A 15,337-nucleotide genomic window follows, 5' to 3' on the forward strand; every position below is an offset into this window, starting at 1 on the left:
GCCCGGCCAAGGCGGCTACGGACTAGCGCATCACGTCAGGACGATCAGCCGAGGCATCAGGCGCTGCGGCGAAGCAGGTATCCGACGACCGTCATGCTCACGAGCATCGCGGCGACCGCCGCCACCACGGCCACCGTGAACGGGACGGCCAGTGGTTGTTGTGAGGTCAGGGCGCGCAGCAGCGGATTCGCCAGCGGCAGCCACTTGACCAGGAGCACGGCCGCGAGAGCGAAGACCGCCGCCAGTACGGACCAGCCGATACGCGGGACCAGCAGGCGCGAGCAGGGCAGGCCGATCGCGATCCCGAACAGCGCGCACAACGCGTGTGCGCCTGCTCCGAGGGCGAGGGTGCCGAGTTGGAAGTCGCCCGATCGGATCATCGACCACGCCAGCGTCACGACGATCAGCACGAGCGCGCAGCCGAAGACGGCCAGTGCGGCGCCGCCGAGAACAGGCCGCCAGCGGCGGGCGTGGCTGAATGTCACCAACCGCTGGACCGGATCCTCGATGTCGAGCATCGCGATGGTCAGCCAGCAAGAGACCACCAGGAGCGAGCCCGCACTGATCCCGTACTGCGGCAGCAACGGCGACTTCGGATCGGTGTAGAGCACGGTGTTGACCGCGAGGTAGGCGAGGACCGCGGGGAGATAGCGCTGAGAATGGCCGAGCAGCGCCAGGTAGTAGCGGGTCATGGCGAGCACGGCGCCACCTCCCGGACCGAGAAGCCCCGGTTGAGCGCACGGAACAGGACGGCGTCCGCGTGCCCGGCTTCGACCGTCAGGACGACTTGGTCGCCGTCGGCGACGGCCTTGCTGACACCGGGTTCCGAAGACCAGTCGCCGCTGGGTCCTCGCAAGACGACCCTGGTCGCCGTTTCGGCCTTCGCCGCTGTCTCGACGCGGGTCAGGCGCCCGGCGTCCATCCGATGGATGTCGTCGGCGTGGGCGTGCACGACGGCCGCCCGGTGGTCGGTGAAGACCACGCTCGCGCCCCGCTCCTTGGTTTCGGCGACGAGCTCGCCGAGCACGGTATGCGCTTCGACGTCGAGGCCCGACCAAGGTTCGTCGAGGATCAGCAGCTCCGGCTCGGCCAGGACGGCCTGGGCGAGGCCGACCTTCTGGGCGTTGCCCTTCGAAAGCGTCCGCAAGGGCGCGTCCGGACCGCCGACCAGCGCCAACCGCTCCAGCAACGGGTCGATGGCCGACAAGTCGACAAGTCCGTCGATGCGGGCCATATGCCGCAGGTAGGCCCTGGCGCTCATCCGCTGCCCGGCGGGAAAACGGTCCGGCAGGTAACCGGCGCGCGGGCTGCCGACAACGTTTCCCGAGGTCTCACGGGAAAGGGCAGCGAGAATCCTGAGCAGCGTCGACTTTCCCGAGCCGTTCGAGCCGAGAATGCCGAGCACGCGACCCGCCGGGACGTCGAGGTCGACGTCGACGAGTACGGGTTCACCGCGGCCGTAGCGCTTACCGACTTGTTCGAGCCGGATCAGCGAGGTCACGCAGCAGCGGCCTTCTGCAGCGCACGGGTCGCCTGTTCGAGTTCGTTCACCGTGGCGTCGGCCACCGGGTGCCCCGCCGACGCCATCCAGTTCGCCAGCATGCGGTGCCCGCCCTGCGTGAGCACGGATTCGGGGTGGAACTGGACGCCCTCGAGCGGCAGCTCGCGGTGGCGCATGCCCATCACGATGCCGGTGTCGGTGCGGCCTGTGATCTCAAACACGGCGTCGTCGATGGTTTCCGGCAAAACGGTCAGCGAGTGATACCGCGTCGCGGTGAACTCCCCGGGGAGTCCGGCGAGGACACCGGCGCCCGAATGGTGGACTTGACTGGTCTTGCCGTGCAGCAGTTCGGGCGCGCGATCGACGGTGGCGCCGAAGACGACGCCCAACGCCTGGTGGCCGAGGCAGACGCCGAGCATCGGGATCCGCTCTTCGGCGCATTCGCGGATGACTTCCATGCTCTGACCAGCACGTTCCGGGGTTCCAGGGCCGGGAGAGACGAGGACCGCGTCGAACTCGCCGAGCTTGTCGACTTCCACCACGTCGTTCCGCCAGACGGTGCAGTCGGCGCCGAGCTGGGCCAGGTACTGGACCAGGTTGTAGACAAAACTGTCGTAGTTGTCGACGACGAGCACGCGCATGCCGCCAGCTTAGCGGCTCCCACCAGGTGGACCGTACGCCAGATCACAATGATTGTTAGGACTACCTAACTTACCGTGGTAGGAGTGAGCCGTTCTCTTCGTGTAGCCATCGTGGGTGCCGGTCCGGCCGGCATCTACGCCGCCGACATCCTCGACAAGTCCGACGCCGACGTGACGATCGACCTGTTCGAGCGCATGCCGGCGCCGTTCGGGCTGATCCGGTACGGCGTCGCGCCCGACCACCCCCGGATCAAGGGCATCGTCACCGCCCTGCACAAGGTGCTCGACAAGCCGAACATCCGGCTGCTGGGCAACGTCGACTACGGGACCGACCTGAAACTCGACGACCTGCGCCAGTTCTACGACGCGGTCATCTTCTCGACCGGGGCCATGGCCGACCGGGCGCTCGACATCCCCGGCATCGACCTCGACGGCAGCTACGGTGCCGCCGATTTCGTGTCCTGGTACGACGGGCACCCCGACGTGCCCCGCACCTGGCCGCTGAACGCGACCTCGGTCGCGGTGCTCGGGGTCGGGAACGTGGCGCTCGACGTGGCGCGGATCCTCGCGAAGACCGCGGACGAGCTGCTCAGCACCGACATCCCGGACAACGTCTATCAGGGTTTGAAGGCCAGCCCGGTCACCGATGTGCACGTGTTCGGGCGCCGTGGTCCGGCCCAGGCGAAGTTCACGCCGCTTGAGCTTCGCGAGCTGGACCACTCGCCGAACGTCGAGGTCATCGTCTACCCGGAGGACATCGAGTTCGACGACGGCAGCATCGCCACGCTTCGCGCGTCGAAGCAGGTCGACATGGTCGTGAAGACGCTGCAGGAATGGGCGATCCGCGACCAGGGCGACCGGCCGAAGCGGCTGCACCTGCACTTCCTGCACTCGCCTTCGGAGGTGCTCGGTGAGGACGGCCGCGTCGTCGGCCTGCGGACCGAGCGCACCGAACTCACCGGCGACGGGAACGTGCGTGGCACCGGCGAATTCCACGACTGGGACGTCCAGGCCGTCTACCGCGCGGTGGGTTACCTGTCGTCGCATCTGCCGGAGATCCCGTTCGACCACAGCACCGGGACCGTGCCGAACCAGGCGGGCCGCGTGCTGGACATCGACGAGGACCAGGTGCCGGGCGTCTACGTGACCGGCTGGATCAAGCGCGGCCCGGTCGGCCTCATCGGGCACACCAAGGGCGACGCGGCCGAGACGATCGCGAGCCTGCTGGCCGACGCCGACGAGCTGGCCGCTCCGGCGGTGGACGATCCCGACGCGATCCTCGGTTTCCTGACCGAACGCGGCATCCCCTTCACCACCTGGGAAGGCTGGGGCAAACTCGACGCCCACGAGAAGTCCCTCGGCGCCCCGCACGGCCGCGACCGCGTCAAGGTCGTGGAACGCGACGAAATGACCCGCATCTCGCGCTCTTGACTCACCTACCCAGCCCCCCACCCGTCCCAGGGGGCGGCCCCGAGCTCAGTCTATCGGCTGGGAAGGGGAAACGGGCTGGTCAGACGGGGTTGTCCACAGTCGGGCTCGGTTGTGGACAACTGTCGGGCAAGTCATGAGGGGTCCCCATCGGACAAATTTTGTCCGATGGGGACCCCTCATGACACTCGGGTGAGCGAATCTCAGGAGCCCAGGTAGGCCAGCACCGCGAGCACCCGCCGGTTCGTGTCGTCCGAAGCGACGATGCCGAGTTTCGCGAAGATGTTCGCGGTGTGTTTCCCCACCGCCCCCTCGCTGAAGTGCAGCCGCCCGGCGATGGCGGCGTTCGAACAGCCTTCGGCCATCAGCCCGAGCACCTCGCGTTCACGAGGGGTCAACGCGGCCAGCGGGTCGGAGGCGTTGCCCGCCACCAGTTTCGCGATCACCTCGGGGTCCATCGCGGTCCCGCCGCCCGCCACGCGCCGCACCGCGTCGATGAACTGGTCGGCGTTGAAGACCCGGTCCTTCAACAGATATCCGATCGCTCCGGCACCGTCGGCGAGCAGCTCGCGCGCGTAAAGCTGCTCGACATGCTGCGAGAGCACGAGAATCGGCAAGCCGGGGATCTCCCGCCGCATCGACAAGGAGACTCGCAGCCCCTCGTCGGTGTTCGTCGGCGGCATGCGGACGTCGACGACCGAGACGTCCGGCCGGTGTCCGCGTAGCGCGCGTTCCAGCTCGGGTCCGGTCCCGACGGCTTCGACGACGTCGAAGCCGTGCGCGGTCAGCAAATGCGTCAGGCCGTCTCGGAGGAGGTACTGGTCTTCGGCGACGACACATCGGGGTCGAGCTGGCACGGGATCTCCACGGTCGCCTTCGTCGGCCCGCCGGGCGGGCTGGTCAGCGCAAAAGTACCGTCGAACGCGCCGAGCCTGCGTTCGATCCCGCGAATCCCGCTCCCCCGGGCCGCGTTGGCGCCGCCCTTCCCGTCGTCGGTCACCTCGATCCGCAGCAGGCCGTCGTCGTAACCGAGCTCGATCGACACTCGCCGCGCCTCACCGTGCTTCGCGGCGTTGCCCAGCAACTCACTGACCGCGAAGTACGCGCAGGCCTCCGCGGGTTGCTCCAGCCGCGGCAGGACGCCGCTCACCGATGCCCGCAGCGGACTGTCCAGCGCCATCGCTCGTACCGCGTCGCCGAGACCGCGCTCGGACAACACCGGCGGGTGTATCCCCCGCACCAGCAGCCGCAACTCCGTCAACGTCTCGGACGACGTCTGCCGCAACTCGGCGGCGAGCCGTTTCGCGGCGGCCGGATCGGTGTCGATCAGCGCTTCGACCGCCCCCAGCTTCATTCCCATCGCGACCAGCCGCGACTGGACTCCGTCGTGCAGATCCCGTTCGATACGCCGCAGCTCGGCGGCCTGCGCCACCGACGCGTCCGTCCGCGTCTGCTTCAGCCGCTCGACACGCTGTTCCAGCCGCGAAGCCTCTGTCGGCCCCAGCAGCAGTTTCGCGAAGCGTGCCCCGGCACGAGCGAGCCACGGTGTCGCGACCAGCCCGGCGACAAAGGCCGCCACGGCCACAGGAGTCAGCGCCAGCGCTTGGGCATGGGTGGTCGCTTCGGGCAGCCCGATCATCGAGAACCAGTGCGTCGTCGACCCCGGGATGTCCGTCCACTGGGCGATCGGCCGCCACACCCACAACGCCAGCACGCCCCAGAAGCCGAAGGACACCAACGCCGCCGTCGGCGCCGCCAGCACCAGCAGCACGACGGAATTGACCACCGCGGCGACCAGGTCACGCCAGGTCGCCCGGTCACGCATCACCCAGCGCAAGCGAGCGAGCCTCGCCGGCCACCACGGCGTGTCGTACAGCTGCCGTCCGTACTGGTACATCCCGTCCGCCCGAGGGACGGGGAACGGCGGTTCCGGCAGGTACGGGCGGTCGATCCGCACACCGGTCCAGTTCCGGGCCTCGCGGCGCAGGGTGTCGGTCACCGAACGACCGGCGATGACCAGTGTCGGGAACAGTGGCGCCGGCCCGATCAGCACGAGCATCGTCGGGACCGCCGTCGCGAGCTGCGCGAACGAAAGCGCGAAGAGGCCTATCTGGTGGCCCAGCGCCTCGAGGTGTCGCTTGAGCCACCCTCCGCCGCTCCGAGAAGCACGAGGTCCGAGCCACCATCGGGTCCAGTGGCCGTACCCCCGCAGCGCGGGCGGCCCGGCCAGCAGCACGGCGGGGGCGAGCAGCAGACCCGCGAACGGATTCCACAGCTGCCAGCCCAGGTCGCGGCCGGTCGCCGGATCGTCGGAGATCCACTCGAACCGCTTTGTCCATCGGATGAACCACGACCGCTTGAACAGGCTGTTCCCGTCTCGATACCAGCCATCGCGCTCACGTTCCGGCTCGGGCGGCGCGGGCCGGTAGGGCGGCTCGACTTCGACACCGCACCAGCGTCCGGCCAGCCGTCGGGTGAGGGCGGCCCGCGGGCGTGTTCCTTCCAGCGCCAGTGTGTAGGCGAAGACCAGCCCGACGCAGAGCAGGCAGAAACCCACCAGTTCGAGCAACAGGTCCAGCCAGCTCACCAGCGCCAAGGCGGCGAGCACGAAGCCCCGGCGCACTGAGGTGAGGTAGGTGCGGATCATGCGACGAAGTCTTCCCCATCGAGTCGCGCGGCACAGGGACCGAAGCTCCCCAGGTGGGGTGGGTCCAGCCCCACCCCACCTGGGGATTCAGCACCATTCTGGCCGGACCCCGTGCGCCATAACGTTTTCGCATGCCACTCATCGAAGTCACCAACCTCCGCAAGACGTACGGGGAGCACGTCGCGGTCGACGACGTTTCGTTCCACGTGGAACAGGGCGAGATCTTCGGCATCCTCGGGACCAACGGCGCGGGCAAGACCACCACGGTCGAATGCCTTCAGGGACTGCGGACGCCGGACTCCGGGACGATGTCGGTCCTCGGCCTCGACCCTGGCAAGGACCACAACCTCCTCCGACAGCGTCTCGGCTCGCAGCTTCAGGAGAGCCGCCTGCCGGACAAGCTCAAGGTCCACGAGGCGCTCGACCTCTACGCGTCCTTCTACGCGAACCCCGCCGACACCGGCGAGCTGCTCGCCAAACTGGGTCTGACCGGGCAGCGGAACAAGTATTTCGGCAGGCTTTCCGGCGGGCAGAAGCAGCGCGTCTCGATCGCGCTCGCGTTGGTCGGCCGCCCTGAGGTCGCCGTCCTCGACGAGCTGACCACCGGACTCGACCCGCACGCCCGCCGCGACACCTGGAAGCTCGTCGAGGCCGTGCGCGAAACGGGCGTCACGGTCCTGCTGGTCACGCACTTCATGGACGAGGCCGAGCGGCTCTGCGACCGCCTCGCGATCTTCGACGCCGGACGCGTGGTCGCCACCGGCACCCCGGCCGAACTCCGCGACCGCGCCGGTGAATCCACTTTGGACGACGCCTTCGTGACCCTGACCGGCCGCGACTGATCCAGGAGACGAGAAATGCACACACTCACCAAGATCACGGTCACCGAAACGAAACTCGCCCTCCGGTCACCGGCTTTCGTCATCTCCGGACTCGTGCTGCCGACGGCCATCATGGCCATCCTCGGTGCGATCCCGGCCATCCGGACCGAAAGCAAGGACACTCCCGGCATGCGTTTCCTCGACGCCTGGGTGCCGTCGATGGTCGTGCTCACCATCGCGATGATGGGGCTGCAGTCGATCCCCGGGATCATCGCGACCTACCGCGAACAAGGAATTCTCCGCCGCTTCGCCACCACTCCGGTGCACCCGGCGAAGCTGCTGGTGGCGCAGCTGATCATCAACATCACCGTGACGATCGGCGGTGTCGGCGTGCTCCTCGTGGCGGGCACCGTCTTCTTCGACGTCCCCGGCCCGCGTCACCCGCTCGGCTTCCTGCTCACGTTCGTCCTCGGCACGGCGGCGATCTTCGGGCTGGGCCTGATCGCGGCGTCGGTCGCCAAGACCAGCCGCGCCGCGGGCGGGATCGCGATGATCGCCTACCTGCCGATCATGTTCCTCGGCGGCGTCTACCTGCCGCGTCCGTTGCTGCCGGAAGCCATCCAGAAGATCGGCGCGTACATCCCACCGGGCGTCAAAGCCCTCGAAGACTCCTGGACCGGCGCCGGCGCCCAGCCGCTGCAACTCGCCGTATTGGCGGCTTTCGCGGTGGGCAGTTGTGTCGTGGCGGCGAAGCTTTTTCGCTGGGAGTGACGGCGGCTTTGGCCAAAGTGGTGATGATGATCGTTTTCTCTTGTGGCTTGGCCCGCGGGTGAGTAGTCAGGAAGACGGCCCACGTTCACTGTGTCTCCCTCGGAGGTTCGATGTCTCTGGATGTATCGCCCGCGCTGCTTGAGAAGGCCGAGCGCGGGGAGGTCTCCGACGCCGAATTCGTCGCCTGTGTCCGGGAATCCCTGCCCTACGCCTGGACCGTGATCACCGGTGTCATCGCGGAGGCCGACGGCGCGCCCGACGGGTTCGCCGACAACGAGACGCCGCCGCCGAGCGAGGCCGAACGCGGTCAACTGCTGCGGGCGCTGGCCTCGGACTCCATCCGCGGCGGACTGGAACGGCACTTCGGTGTGAAGCTGGCGTTCCAGAACTGCCACCGCGTCGCCGCGTTCAAACCGTCCCAGGTGGACAGTGACCGCTACCGCGCGTTCGTCTCGGTGCGCGGGCAGCTGTTGAACCAGAGCCCGGAACTCCGCGACTGCTAGCCCTGGCGCAGCGCGGGTAGCACTTCGGCGCCGATCCGCGCGATGTTCTCGAGCGTTCCCTCCGGCGTACCGGACGCTTCCACCATCATGATCACGTGGGAGACCCCGGTACGCCGGATGCTCGTTCCCAGCCGGTCGACGCAGTACTCGACGCCGCCGATCGGGTGCATTTCGCACAGCTTGTCGGTGTAGGAGACCGGGTCTTTCTCCAGACCGCGCTTGCCGTTCAGGTACACGTGCCCGGCGAACCCCTCCTTCAGGGAACCAGGCAACGCCGACCGCACGACGTCCACGGCGTCGTCCCCTACCTGGCACATCACCGTCGAGACATGCTCCGCGGCGGAATCCCCGTACGCGGCAAGGGTTTCGATCTTGACGTCGTCGTCGGCGTGCAGGCCGAGCAGCATCGGCAACCCGCGATCGGCGGCGAGCCGGACCGCGCGCGATCCGGCGTCACCGCAGGCCACGACCATGCGCGGGGCGCGTTGCGGCCGCGGCACCATCGGCACCTCACGGAATGCGAAGTGGTCGCCGTCGGCGGAGACGGTCTTCGACGTCATCGCCGCGAGCAACAGGTCGAGACTCTCCTCGAACCCCGTTTCGTAGCGGGACAACCCGGTGCCGAACACCTCGAGGTCCTGCCAGGGCCCGCCGCGGCCGACGCCGATCCGCAGCCTGCCGCCGGAGACCGCGTCCAGCAGCGACCACTGTTCGGCGAGCGCCACCGGATGCGCGACCGACAGCACGCTCACCGCGGTGCCGACCGCGATCCGTTCGGTCCGGCCGAGCACGTGCGCGGCGAGGGTGATCGCGGACGGGCAGACGCCGTAGGGCATGAAGTGGTGCTCGGCGAACCAGACGTCGTCGAACCCGGCCCGTTCGGCGGCGATGGCGGCGTCCACCGAGCGTCGCAGGACATCGGCGTCCTCCTGCCCGGGGAACCGCCCGGAGACGAGGAAGACGCCGAACCGCGGCCCTACTGGACGCTCACTTCGTTGAACCACAGGCGCGGCTCCAGCCACGGGAAGACCACGAACATCAGCAGCGCCACGATCCCGAGCGCCAGCACGACCGCCGTCGCCAGCTTCACCGCGAAGGGGCCCGGCAGCTTGCGCCAGATCCAGCCGTACATCAGCGCGCCTCCGAGATCTTGGGCAGGAGTTCGGCGTAGGAGCCGACCTGGTTCTTCGGCACCTGCTGAGCCAGCACCGCGTGGATGATGAGCCGTTCCTTCGCCGAGAACTTCGGGTGGCACGTCGTCAGCGTGAGCAGCGAAACCTGCTCGGCCTTCGGCAGGATCTCCGGGTCCTTGTACGGCACCGGGTTCACCGTTTCGCCCTTGGTCGGGAACACGATACGGCGGCCGTTGGTCTCGCCGTAGGCGCCGCCGTCGACGGCGTTCGGGTCCCGCAGCGTCCCGACGTTCTTGCACTTCGGCTGTGCGCCCTTGCCCTCGGCCCAGCCTTCGACCTCGTCCTTGTAGGGCAGCACCTTGTAGATGTAGAAGTCGGTCTGCGTCTCGATGATGATCTGGTCGCACGAGGCGAGGTTGTCCAGGTCGTTGAACGGCGCACCCTTGCCGACACGGTGCCCGGCGATGGCGAAGTTGCCCGGCTCGCCCGGCAGCGCCGTGCCCTTGTAGTGGCCGGGGCCGACTTCGAGCGCGGCCTCGGTGGTGCCTTCCTGGATCGTGAAGTTGAAGTCGGCGCCGAACACCGGGATGTGGATCCTGGCGAACGCCTTCCCGTCGACCAGCTCGGGATGCAGCTGCCGGTCCTTCGACCAGTCACCGTCCAGTTCCGAACTCGCCTCGGACTGCTTGCCCGCCGAGAACAAGTCGGTCACGTAGACCTCGTAGACCATGAACAGCAGCACCACCAGTCCGGCGGTGATGAGCAGTTCGCCCACGGTCCTGATGGCGACGCCGCCCTTGCCCAGTTCGCGCGGCGGCGGACGCTCCTCGGTCGCGGTACCGCCGCCGACCGGTTCGAAGACGACGGTCTCCTCGGTCGAACCCGGCGGCGGCGCGGGACGGCGACGCGGTGGCGGGCCGTCCATCGGGCGGCGCGGTGGCGCCCCCACCGGCGGCCTCCGACGCGGGGTCGGCGCCTCTCCAGGGGCGCGACGCGGCGAAGTCGCCTCGTCCGGCCTACGCCGGGGAGCCGGACGGCCCTCACCAGGTGGTCTTTCGGAGTACCGCCGTCGGCCCCCGCCCGGCTCTTCCCGCTCAGCCACGCAAAGCTCCTCAGTCTCGAACCAAGCCGCAGTGACGAACCGGCACAATGTCGAACCGTGTGTGACACCATTGTCACAGTGCGGGAAATCGACCGGTCCCGGACGGTGCCCAGCGGCGCTCGTTTACGTTAACGTGTGCACGTGGCGCTGGTTGCGCACCCGAAAGCGGGTCATCGCCACCAGGGAAGCCGAACAGTACGCGAGGAACACGATGCCGAAGTCCAAGGTCCGTAAGAAGACGGCGTACACCCCGCCAACCGACCGCCGCACGCCGGTGAAGGTCAAGGCCGCGGGCCCGTCGAACCTGTTCTACAAGATCGTGATGTTCGGTCTCATGCTGGTCGGCCTGATGTGGCTGGTCGTCAACTACATCGCGGGCGACAAGATCCCCTTCATGGCGGATCTCGGCAACACGAACTTCGCCATCGGCTTCGTGCTGATGATCGCCGGGCTGCTCATGACGATGCGGTGGCGGTGAGCATTACTCCGGTCGGCGGCTTGACGCCTAATTACACCGGTGTGACTCATCCCCACTGTGGATAACCCCTGTGGATAACTACCCCACCTCGTGGGCGCCGCAGCGCAACGTTGTGGTAGTGGCCTGGGTGATCACCCTGTTCTTGCTGGCAGGAGCGGCATGGCTGGCCTTCGGCGGCGACGTCGGCGGCACCGTGCTGACGGGGATGGCCACGCTCTCCACGGGCGCGCTCGCGCTCCACGGCACCTTGATCCGACCTCGGCTGGCCGCCGGTCCCGAGGGAATCCTGGCCAGGACGGTCGGCGGCGCGCACCGCTATTCCTGGACCGAAGCCCGGCTCCGGCTGCGCACGACGCGACGACTGGGCCGGGACAGCCTGACCCTCGAGGTCGAATCCGGCGAACACCTGCTGGTGTTCGGCCGGATCGACCTCGGCGAGGACCCCAGGGACGTCCTGGACGTCCTCACCGCCCTCAAGGGTCAGGCGTTGTCGTAGTAGTGGACGTCGCCGTTCGGGCCATGTGACCAGCCGGGAACGGCGGGGCCGACCGCGGGCGGCGCGTACTCCCCGAAGATCTCGTACGGCGAGGCCGGCGAGCAGATCGGGTTGATCTTGACGACGCAGGTTCGCAGCGACCCGCTGAACTTCGCCTTCACGTGCCGCGGCCGCTGGTCTTCGACCACGGCCGGACCGGCGGTGATCTCCCAGCCGCTGGCCGCTCCCGGCCCGGTGGTGCCGACGGTCTGCGTCGCCACCGCCGAAGTCACGCCGGGATCGCCGAAGCAGATTTTCAACGCCGCATCGACGTAGGCGACACGCAGCGTGATCGTGCTGCCCGAACCCAGGAAATAGCGTTTGGTGTAGGTCTGACAGGTTTCAGCGGCTTGCCCGGCCTGTGCGACGGCCGGTGCCAGGGCCGACGCCAGCACGGCGACGGCGGTGAGAGCTGCTGCTTTCCGGATCTTCATCTCAACCCCCAAGTTGACGATGTTGCTGATCAACCTGAAAGTACCCCGTCACGTTGCTTCCCCACCGGGTAATCGCATAACCCACTTGGTGGAAGTGGGCCTACTCCGGGTAGCAGACGTAAGAGGGCTGGCCGCGGTTCGTCCCCAGTTCGCAGGAGGCGGAAATCGTCTGCGAGTCCTTCCACGCGATGAGCCCGATCAGCGCGACGACCACGATCGCGAGCCCGCCGACCTGCCACTTGAGCCGGTTCTTCTCCGGCGCGTAGAGCAGCGCGAACGTCACCAGGAGCCCCGCGACGAACCCGCCCGCGTGCCCGAGGATCGAGATGCCGGGCACCTGGAAGGTGATGAAGACGTTCAGCCCCAGCATGACGAGCAGCCAGGTGGGGTTGAGCTTGAGTTTGACGACGATGACCGCGTAGGCGCCCATGAGTCCGAAGATCGCGCCGGACGCGCCGACCACGGGGACGGCGTCGAGGTCGGTGAACACCAGGTTCGCGGCCGAACCACCGAGCATCGAGATGAAGTAGAGCGCGACGAACGGGACCCGGCCGAGGATGGTCTCCAGCGGGCGGCCGATGAACCACAGGGAGAACGCGTTGCCCGCGATGTGCAGCAGGCCGAACTGCAGGAACCCCGAGGTGAAGACCCGCCACCACTCGTTGGCCGCCAGGGTCGCGGGATTCCACAGCTCACCGAGCTGGAAGAGCTCCGAGAAGTTGTTGCTCGCGATGCTGCCGGACTGGGCGACCGTGATGAAGAAGATGACGACGTTGAGCACCAGGAGGACCGGCGTCACGACGGCCGCGCGAGGCGGCCGGGCGCCGGTGATGGTGGTCGCGCCGTAGCCGGCGTCGCGGTACTGCTTCTGCTGGACGCGGTCCTGCTGCCGTCCTGCCTGGATGCAGTCGGTGCAGTGGAAGCCGACGGAGGCTTCGCGCAAGCAGTCCGGGCAGGCCGGTCGCTCGCAGCGTGAACAGCTCAGCCCGGTCGGCCGGTTCGGGTGCCACCAGCAGCCGGGCATGGCGGCCTGCTGGTACTGGGGATTCGGTGGTTGGCTCACGATGCCACCAACCTACCGAAATCCCCCGTAACAGGCCGTGTGATCAGCGTGGTCAGCCCTCGCGGCTGATGCTGACCTTCTCGATGACGACGTCGTCCAGCGGACGGTCCGCCGGACCGGTCGCCGTACGCCCGATCGCGTCGACGACCTCGCGGGAAGCCTGGTCCGCGACCTCGCCGAAGATCGTGTGCTTGAAGTTCAGGTGCGTCGTCGGGGCGACGGTGATGAAGAACTGCGAGCCGTTCGTGCCGGGTCCGGCGTTGGCCATGGCCAGCAGGTACGGCTTGGAGAACTGGAGCTCCGGGTGGAACTCGTCGCCGAACTTGTAGCCGGGGCCGCCGCGGCCGGTGCCGGTCGGGTCGCCGCCCTGGAGCATGAAGCCGTCGATGACGCGGTGGAAGATGGAACCGTCGTAGAACGGGCCGGAGTTCGCGCCCTTCGCGTTGGGCTGGGTGTACTCCTTGCTGCCCTCGGCGAGCCCGACGAAGTTCGCGACCGTTTTCGGCGCGTGGTCGGGGAACAGGTTCAGGTTGATGTCACCCTGGTTGGTGTGCAGAGTGGCCTTCAGCGCGCCACCAATGAGGGATCCCTTGCTTTCAGTCACAGGCTTCATCGTGCCATCTGCGGCAAGATCTGCCGAAAAGGGGCACGATAGGTTACAAGCAACGATGCAGAATCAAAACGATTGATGAGGTGAAGGCCATGACCCGGGCCGCAGATTCGGTGAGCGAGTCGGCGAAGGCCGGCGCGCTCGGCCTGCGCAAACGTGCGGTTGAGGTGGGCAAGGAAGCCACCGCCCACGCCGTTGAGGTAGCCGAGCAGAAGCTCTCCGAGAGCGCCGGTGAGATCGCTAAGACCAGCCGTCGCGCGCGCAAGAAGCTCGCGAAGAAGACGGAACTGACCCGCAAGGAGCTCAAGAAGGGCTCGAAGGCGGCTCGCAAGGAGGCAATGGCCAGGCTTTCCGAGATGCGGAAGCCGGGCCGTAAGGCGCGCAAGGCCGCCATCCAGGCGGCGAAGGCCGCCGGCGAGTCGAAGCGTCGCGGCAAGAAGGATTTCAAGGCCGCGAAGAAGGACTTCCGCGCCGCCCTCGTCGAGGCGAAGGCCGCTGCCAAGGGGACGCGTAAGCGTCGTCGCTGGCCGTTGGTCCTCGGCATCGCCGTGGTCGGTGCCGGTGCGGCTTACGCACTGCGTTCCAAGCAGGAGCCGCCTGTCGCGCCTGCTCCGCCCAAGGCACCGCCCGCTCCCCCCGCCAAGCCCGCTGCTCCGGCGGCCGCCGCTCCGAAGCCCGCACCGGCCGCACCGGCCGCGCCCGCGAAGCCTGCCGCTTCCGGTCCGTCGGCTTCCGGTCCGTCGGCTTCCGGTCCGGCTCCGGCGAAGCCCGCGGAGACGAAGCCCAACGCCCCGAAGAACGGGCACCAGGCTTCGAGCACCCGCTCCGCCGACAAGAAGAACTGACGCCTCACACCCGTCTTCTGCTTGTCGCGACAGGGCCGTCCAGCGACCAACCCGGTCACTGGACGGCCCTGTCACGTCTTGGTGCCGAAGATCAACGCGCCCGACAACAGCACCGGGAGACTTCACCAGTCGCGCGCCCTCTTACGGGCCGAAGGCCCACGTGAACGCGATGAAGGGGCGCCTCCCCGCCCACCGTAAGTGGGAAGCGGATCGACGCCCCTTCGGCGCGTTTACGTCAGCGCGCGATTAGATCAACACAGTGCGATTAAACAGCGGCCGCGTGCTTGTCGATCAGCTGGCCGACGCGGGGAAGGGCCTCCTCGACGTTCTTCTTGCCGTTCGGGCGCAGCTTGCCGTAGACCTTCTTGATGCTGTCGCGGCTGCTCTTCTCGGCGCGCGCGTCGGTGACCGACAGGAGCGCGTCCGAGGCCTCGTCGCTACGGCTGGCCAGGTAGGCGCCGAAGTCGTTGCCGCCCTTGGCCTTGTAGTCGCCGTAGAACGGCTCGAGGGCACCGGCGAAGTCGTCGAGCAGGGTGTCGACGGCGGCGGGGATGATGCCCGGCTTGATCTTCTTGACGGCCGCGAAGCCGGTCTTCACGACGGCACCCGAAACGCCGCCCTTGTCCGACACCTCGGCGTCGACGAGACCTTCGAAGTCGCTCACGACCGCCGGACGACGGCTGGAGTCGAGCAAGATTTCCTTGAGGGTGTCAGCCACGAAACCTGTCCTTTTGTCTTATGGGGAGAAATGATCTTTTGTGCCGCCGAGCCACACCGCAAGGCGGCCTCCGCCGGATCTGGCGTTGCGCTGGTCCCGCGAACCGT

General features: G+C 67.9%; 19 protein-coding genes. 7 read left to right on the top strand and 12 right to left on the bottom strand.

Features of this window, described 5'->3' with window-relative positions:
- Positions 1–56: 56 nt before the first annotated feature.
- Genes ACZ54P_RS01510 through ACZ54P_RS01520 form a run of 3 tightly spaced genes read right to left on the bottom strand, consistent with a single transcriptional unit; the run spans position 57 to position 2,142 of the window.
- Positions 57–701 (bottom strand): hypothetical protein, encoded by a 645-nt coding sequence (locus ACZ54P_RS01510; RefSeq protein ID WP_465459617.1) that lies wholly within the window; start codon positions 699–701, stop codon positions 57–59.
- Complete coding sequence (locus tag ACZ54P_RS01515; RefSeq protein WP_465459618.1) at positions 689–1,501, bottom strand: ATP-binding cassette domain-containing protein; 813 nt, start codon at positions 1,499–1,501, stop codon at positions 689–691. The genes ACZ54P_RS01510 and ACZ54P_RS01515 overlap by 13 nt, the downstream gene beginning before the upstream one ends.
- Positions 1,498–2,142 carry an aminodeoxychorismate/anthranilate synthase component II gene (locus ACZ54P_RS01520; protein WP_465459619.1) on the bottom strand — a complete coding sequence of 215 codons (645 nt, stop codon included), beginning with the start codon at positions 2,140–2,142 and terminating at the stop codon, positions 1,498–1,500. Before ACZ54P_RS01520 ends, ACZ54P_RS01515 begins: the two co-directional genes overlap by 4 nt.
- A gap of 111 nt (positions 2,143–2,253) precedes the next feature.
- On the opposite strand from ACZ54P_RS01520, the gene ACZ54P_RS01525 reads away from it, so the two are divergent.
- Complete coding sequence (locus tag ACZ54P_RS01525; RefSeq protein WP_465460202.1) at positions 2,254–3,573, top strand: FAD-dependent oxidoreductase; 1,320 nt, start codon at positions 2,254–2,256, stop codon at positions 3,571–3,573.
- Positions 3,574–3,773: 200 nt separating this feature from the next.
- On the opposite strand, the gene ACZ54P_RS01530 is transcribed toward ACZ54P_RS01525, so the two are convergent.
- Both ACZ54P_RS01530 and ACZ54P_RS01535 read right to left on the bottom strand, forming a co-directional pair.
- Entirely contained in the window at positions 3,774–4,427 is a 654-nt protein-coding gene (locus ACZ54P_RS01530; protein WP_465459620.1) for a response regulator, read from the bottom strand.
- A complete protein-coding gene (locus tag ACZ54P_RS01535; RefSeq protein ID WP_465459621.1) occupies positions 4,367–6,217 on the bottom strand; it encodes a sensor histidine kinase in 1,851 nt (616 codons plus the stop codon). Before ACZ54P_RS01535 ends, ACZ54P_RS01530 begins: the two co-directional genes overlap by 61 nt.
- Before the next feature lie 131 nt (positions 6,218–6,348).
- On the opposite strand from ACZ54P_RS01535, the gene ACZ54P_RS01540 reads away from it, so the two are divergent.
- From ACZ54P_RS01540 to ACZ54P_RS01550, 3 genes are all read left to right on the top strand, one after another.
- Complete coding sequence (locus ACZ54P_RS01540) at positions 6,349–7,059, top strand: ABC transporter ATP-binding protein (RefSeq protein ID WP_465459622.1); 711 nt, start codon at positions 6,349–6,351, stop codon at positions 7,057–7,059.
- Between the two features lie 15 nt (positions 7,060–7,074).
- Complete coding sequence (locus ACZ54P_RS01545; RefSeq protein WP_465459623.1) at positions 7,075–7,809, top strand: ABC transporter permease; 735 nt, start codon at positions 7,075–7,077, stop codon at positions 7,807–7,809.
- A 110-nt stretch (positions 7,810–7,919) separates the two neighbouring features.
- Positions 7,920–8,312, top strand: a complete 393-nt coding sequence (locus tag ACZ54P_RS01550; protein ID WP_465459624.1) for an SCO5389 family protein — start codon at positions 7,920–7,922, stop codon at positions 8,310–8,312.
- On the opposite strand, the gene ACZ54P_RS01555 is transcribed toward ACZ54P_RS01550, so the two are convergent.
- Genes ACZ54P_RS01555 through ACZ54P_RS01565 form a run of 3 tightly spaced genes read right to left on the bottom strand, consistent with a single transcriptional unit; the run spans position 8,309 to position 10,370 of the window.
- On the bottom strand, positions 8,309–9,316 hold the full coding sequence (locus ACZ54P_RS01555) for an LLM class flavin-dependent oxidoreductase (RefSeq protein WP_465459625.1): 1,008 nt from the start codon (positions 9,314–9,316) through the stop codon (positions 8,309–8,311). The two genes, ACZ54P_RS01550 and ACZ54P_RS01555, sit on opposite strands and share 4 nt — an antisense overlap.
- Positions 9,289–9,444 carry a hypothetical protein gene (locus ACZ54P_RS01560; protein ID WP_005161850.1) on the bottom strand — a complete coding sequence of 52 codons (156 nt, stop codon included), beginning with the start codon at positions 9,442–9,444 and terminating at the stop codon, positions 9,289–9,291. The genes ACZ54P_RS01555 and ACZ54P_RS01560 overlap by 28 nt, the downstream gene beginning before the upstream one ends.
- Positions 9,444–10,370, bottom strand: coding sequence for a class E sortase (locus tag ACZ54P_RS01565; RefSeq protein ID WP_465460203.1), 927 nt, complete (start codon positions 10,368–10,370; stop codon positions 9,444–9,446). Before ACZ54P_RS01565 ends, ACZ54P_RS01560 begins: the two co-directional genes overlap by 1 nt.
- Positions 10,371–10,758: 388 nt before the next feature.
- On the opposite strand from ACZ54P_RS01565, the gene crgA reads away from it, so the two are divergent.
- Positions 10,759–11,025: a cell division protein CrgA gene (gene crgA / locus ACZ54P_RS01570; protein ID WP_101613637.1), complete on the top strand. Its 267-nt coding sequence runs from the start codon at positions 10,759–10,761 to the stop codon at positions 11,023–11,025.
- Positions 11,026–11,143: 118 nt separating this feature from the next.
- Positions 11,144–11,521 (top strand): PH domain-containing protein, encoded by a 378-nt coding sequence (locus ACZ54P_RS01575; RefSeq protein ID WP_465460204.1) that lies wholly within the window; start codon positions 11,144–11,146, stop codon positions 11,519–11,521.
- Here the strand turns inward: ACZ54P_RS01575 and ACZ54P_RS01580 are convergent.
- From ACZ54P_RS01580 to ACZ54P_RS01590, 3 genes are all read right to left on the bottom strand, one after another.
- Positions 11,506–11,994 carry a hypothetical protein gene (locus tag ACZ54P_RS01580; protein ID WP_465459626.1) on the bottom strand — a complete coding sequence of 163 codons (489 nt, stop codon included), beginning with the start codon at positions 11,992–11,994 and terminating at the stop codon, positions 11,506–11,508. The two genes, ACZ54P_RS01575 and ACZ54P_RS01580, sit on opposite strands and share 16 nt — an antisense overlap.
- 100 nt (positions 11,995–12,094) lie before the next feature.
- On the bottom strand, positions 12,095–13,057 hold the full coding sequence (locus ACZ54P_RS01585) for a rhomboid family intramembrane serine protease (protein WP_465459627.1): 963 nt from the start codon (positions 13,055–13,057) through the stop codon (positions 12,095–12,097).
- Positions 13,058–13,109: 52 nt separating this feature from the next.
- Positions 13,110–13,670, bottom strand: a complete 561-nt coding sequence (locus tag ACZ54P_RS01590; protein ID WP_465459628.1) for a peptidylprolyl isomerase — start codon at positions 13,668–13,670, stop codon at positions 13,110–13,112.
- 89 nt (positions 13,671–13,759) lie between these two features.
- Here ACZ54P_RS01590 and ACZ54P_RS01595 point away from each other — a divergent pair, with 89 nt between their 5' ends.
- Positions 13,760–14,512: a hypothetical protein gene (locus tag ACZ54P_RS01595; protein ID WP_465459629.1), complete on the top strand. Its 753-nt coding sequence runs from the start codon at positions 13,760–13,762 to the stop codon at positions 14,510–14,512.
- Positions 14,513–14,777: 265 nt separating this feature from the next.
- Here the strand turns inward: ACZ54P_RS01595 and ACZ54P_RS01600 are convergent, their stop codons facing one another.
- Positions 14,778–15,230: a DUF6918 family protein gene (locus ACZ54P_RS01600; protein WP_465459630.1), complete on the bottom strand. Its 453-nt coding sequence runs from the start codon at positions 15,228–15,230 to the stop codon at positions 14,778–14,780.
- Positions 15,231–15,337 lie beyond the last annotated feature (107 nt).

Source organism: Amycolatopsis sp. NPDC034160 (genome assembly GCF_055575355.1).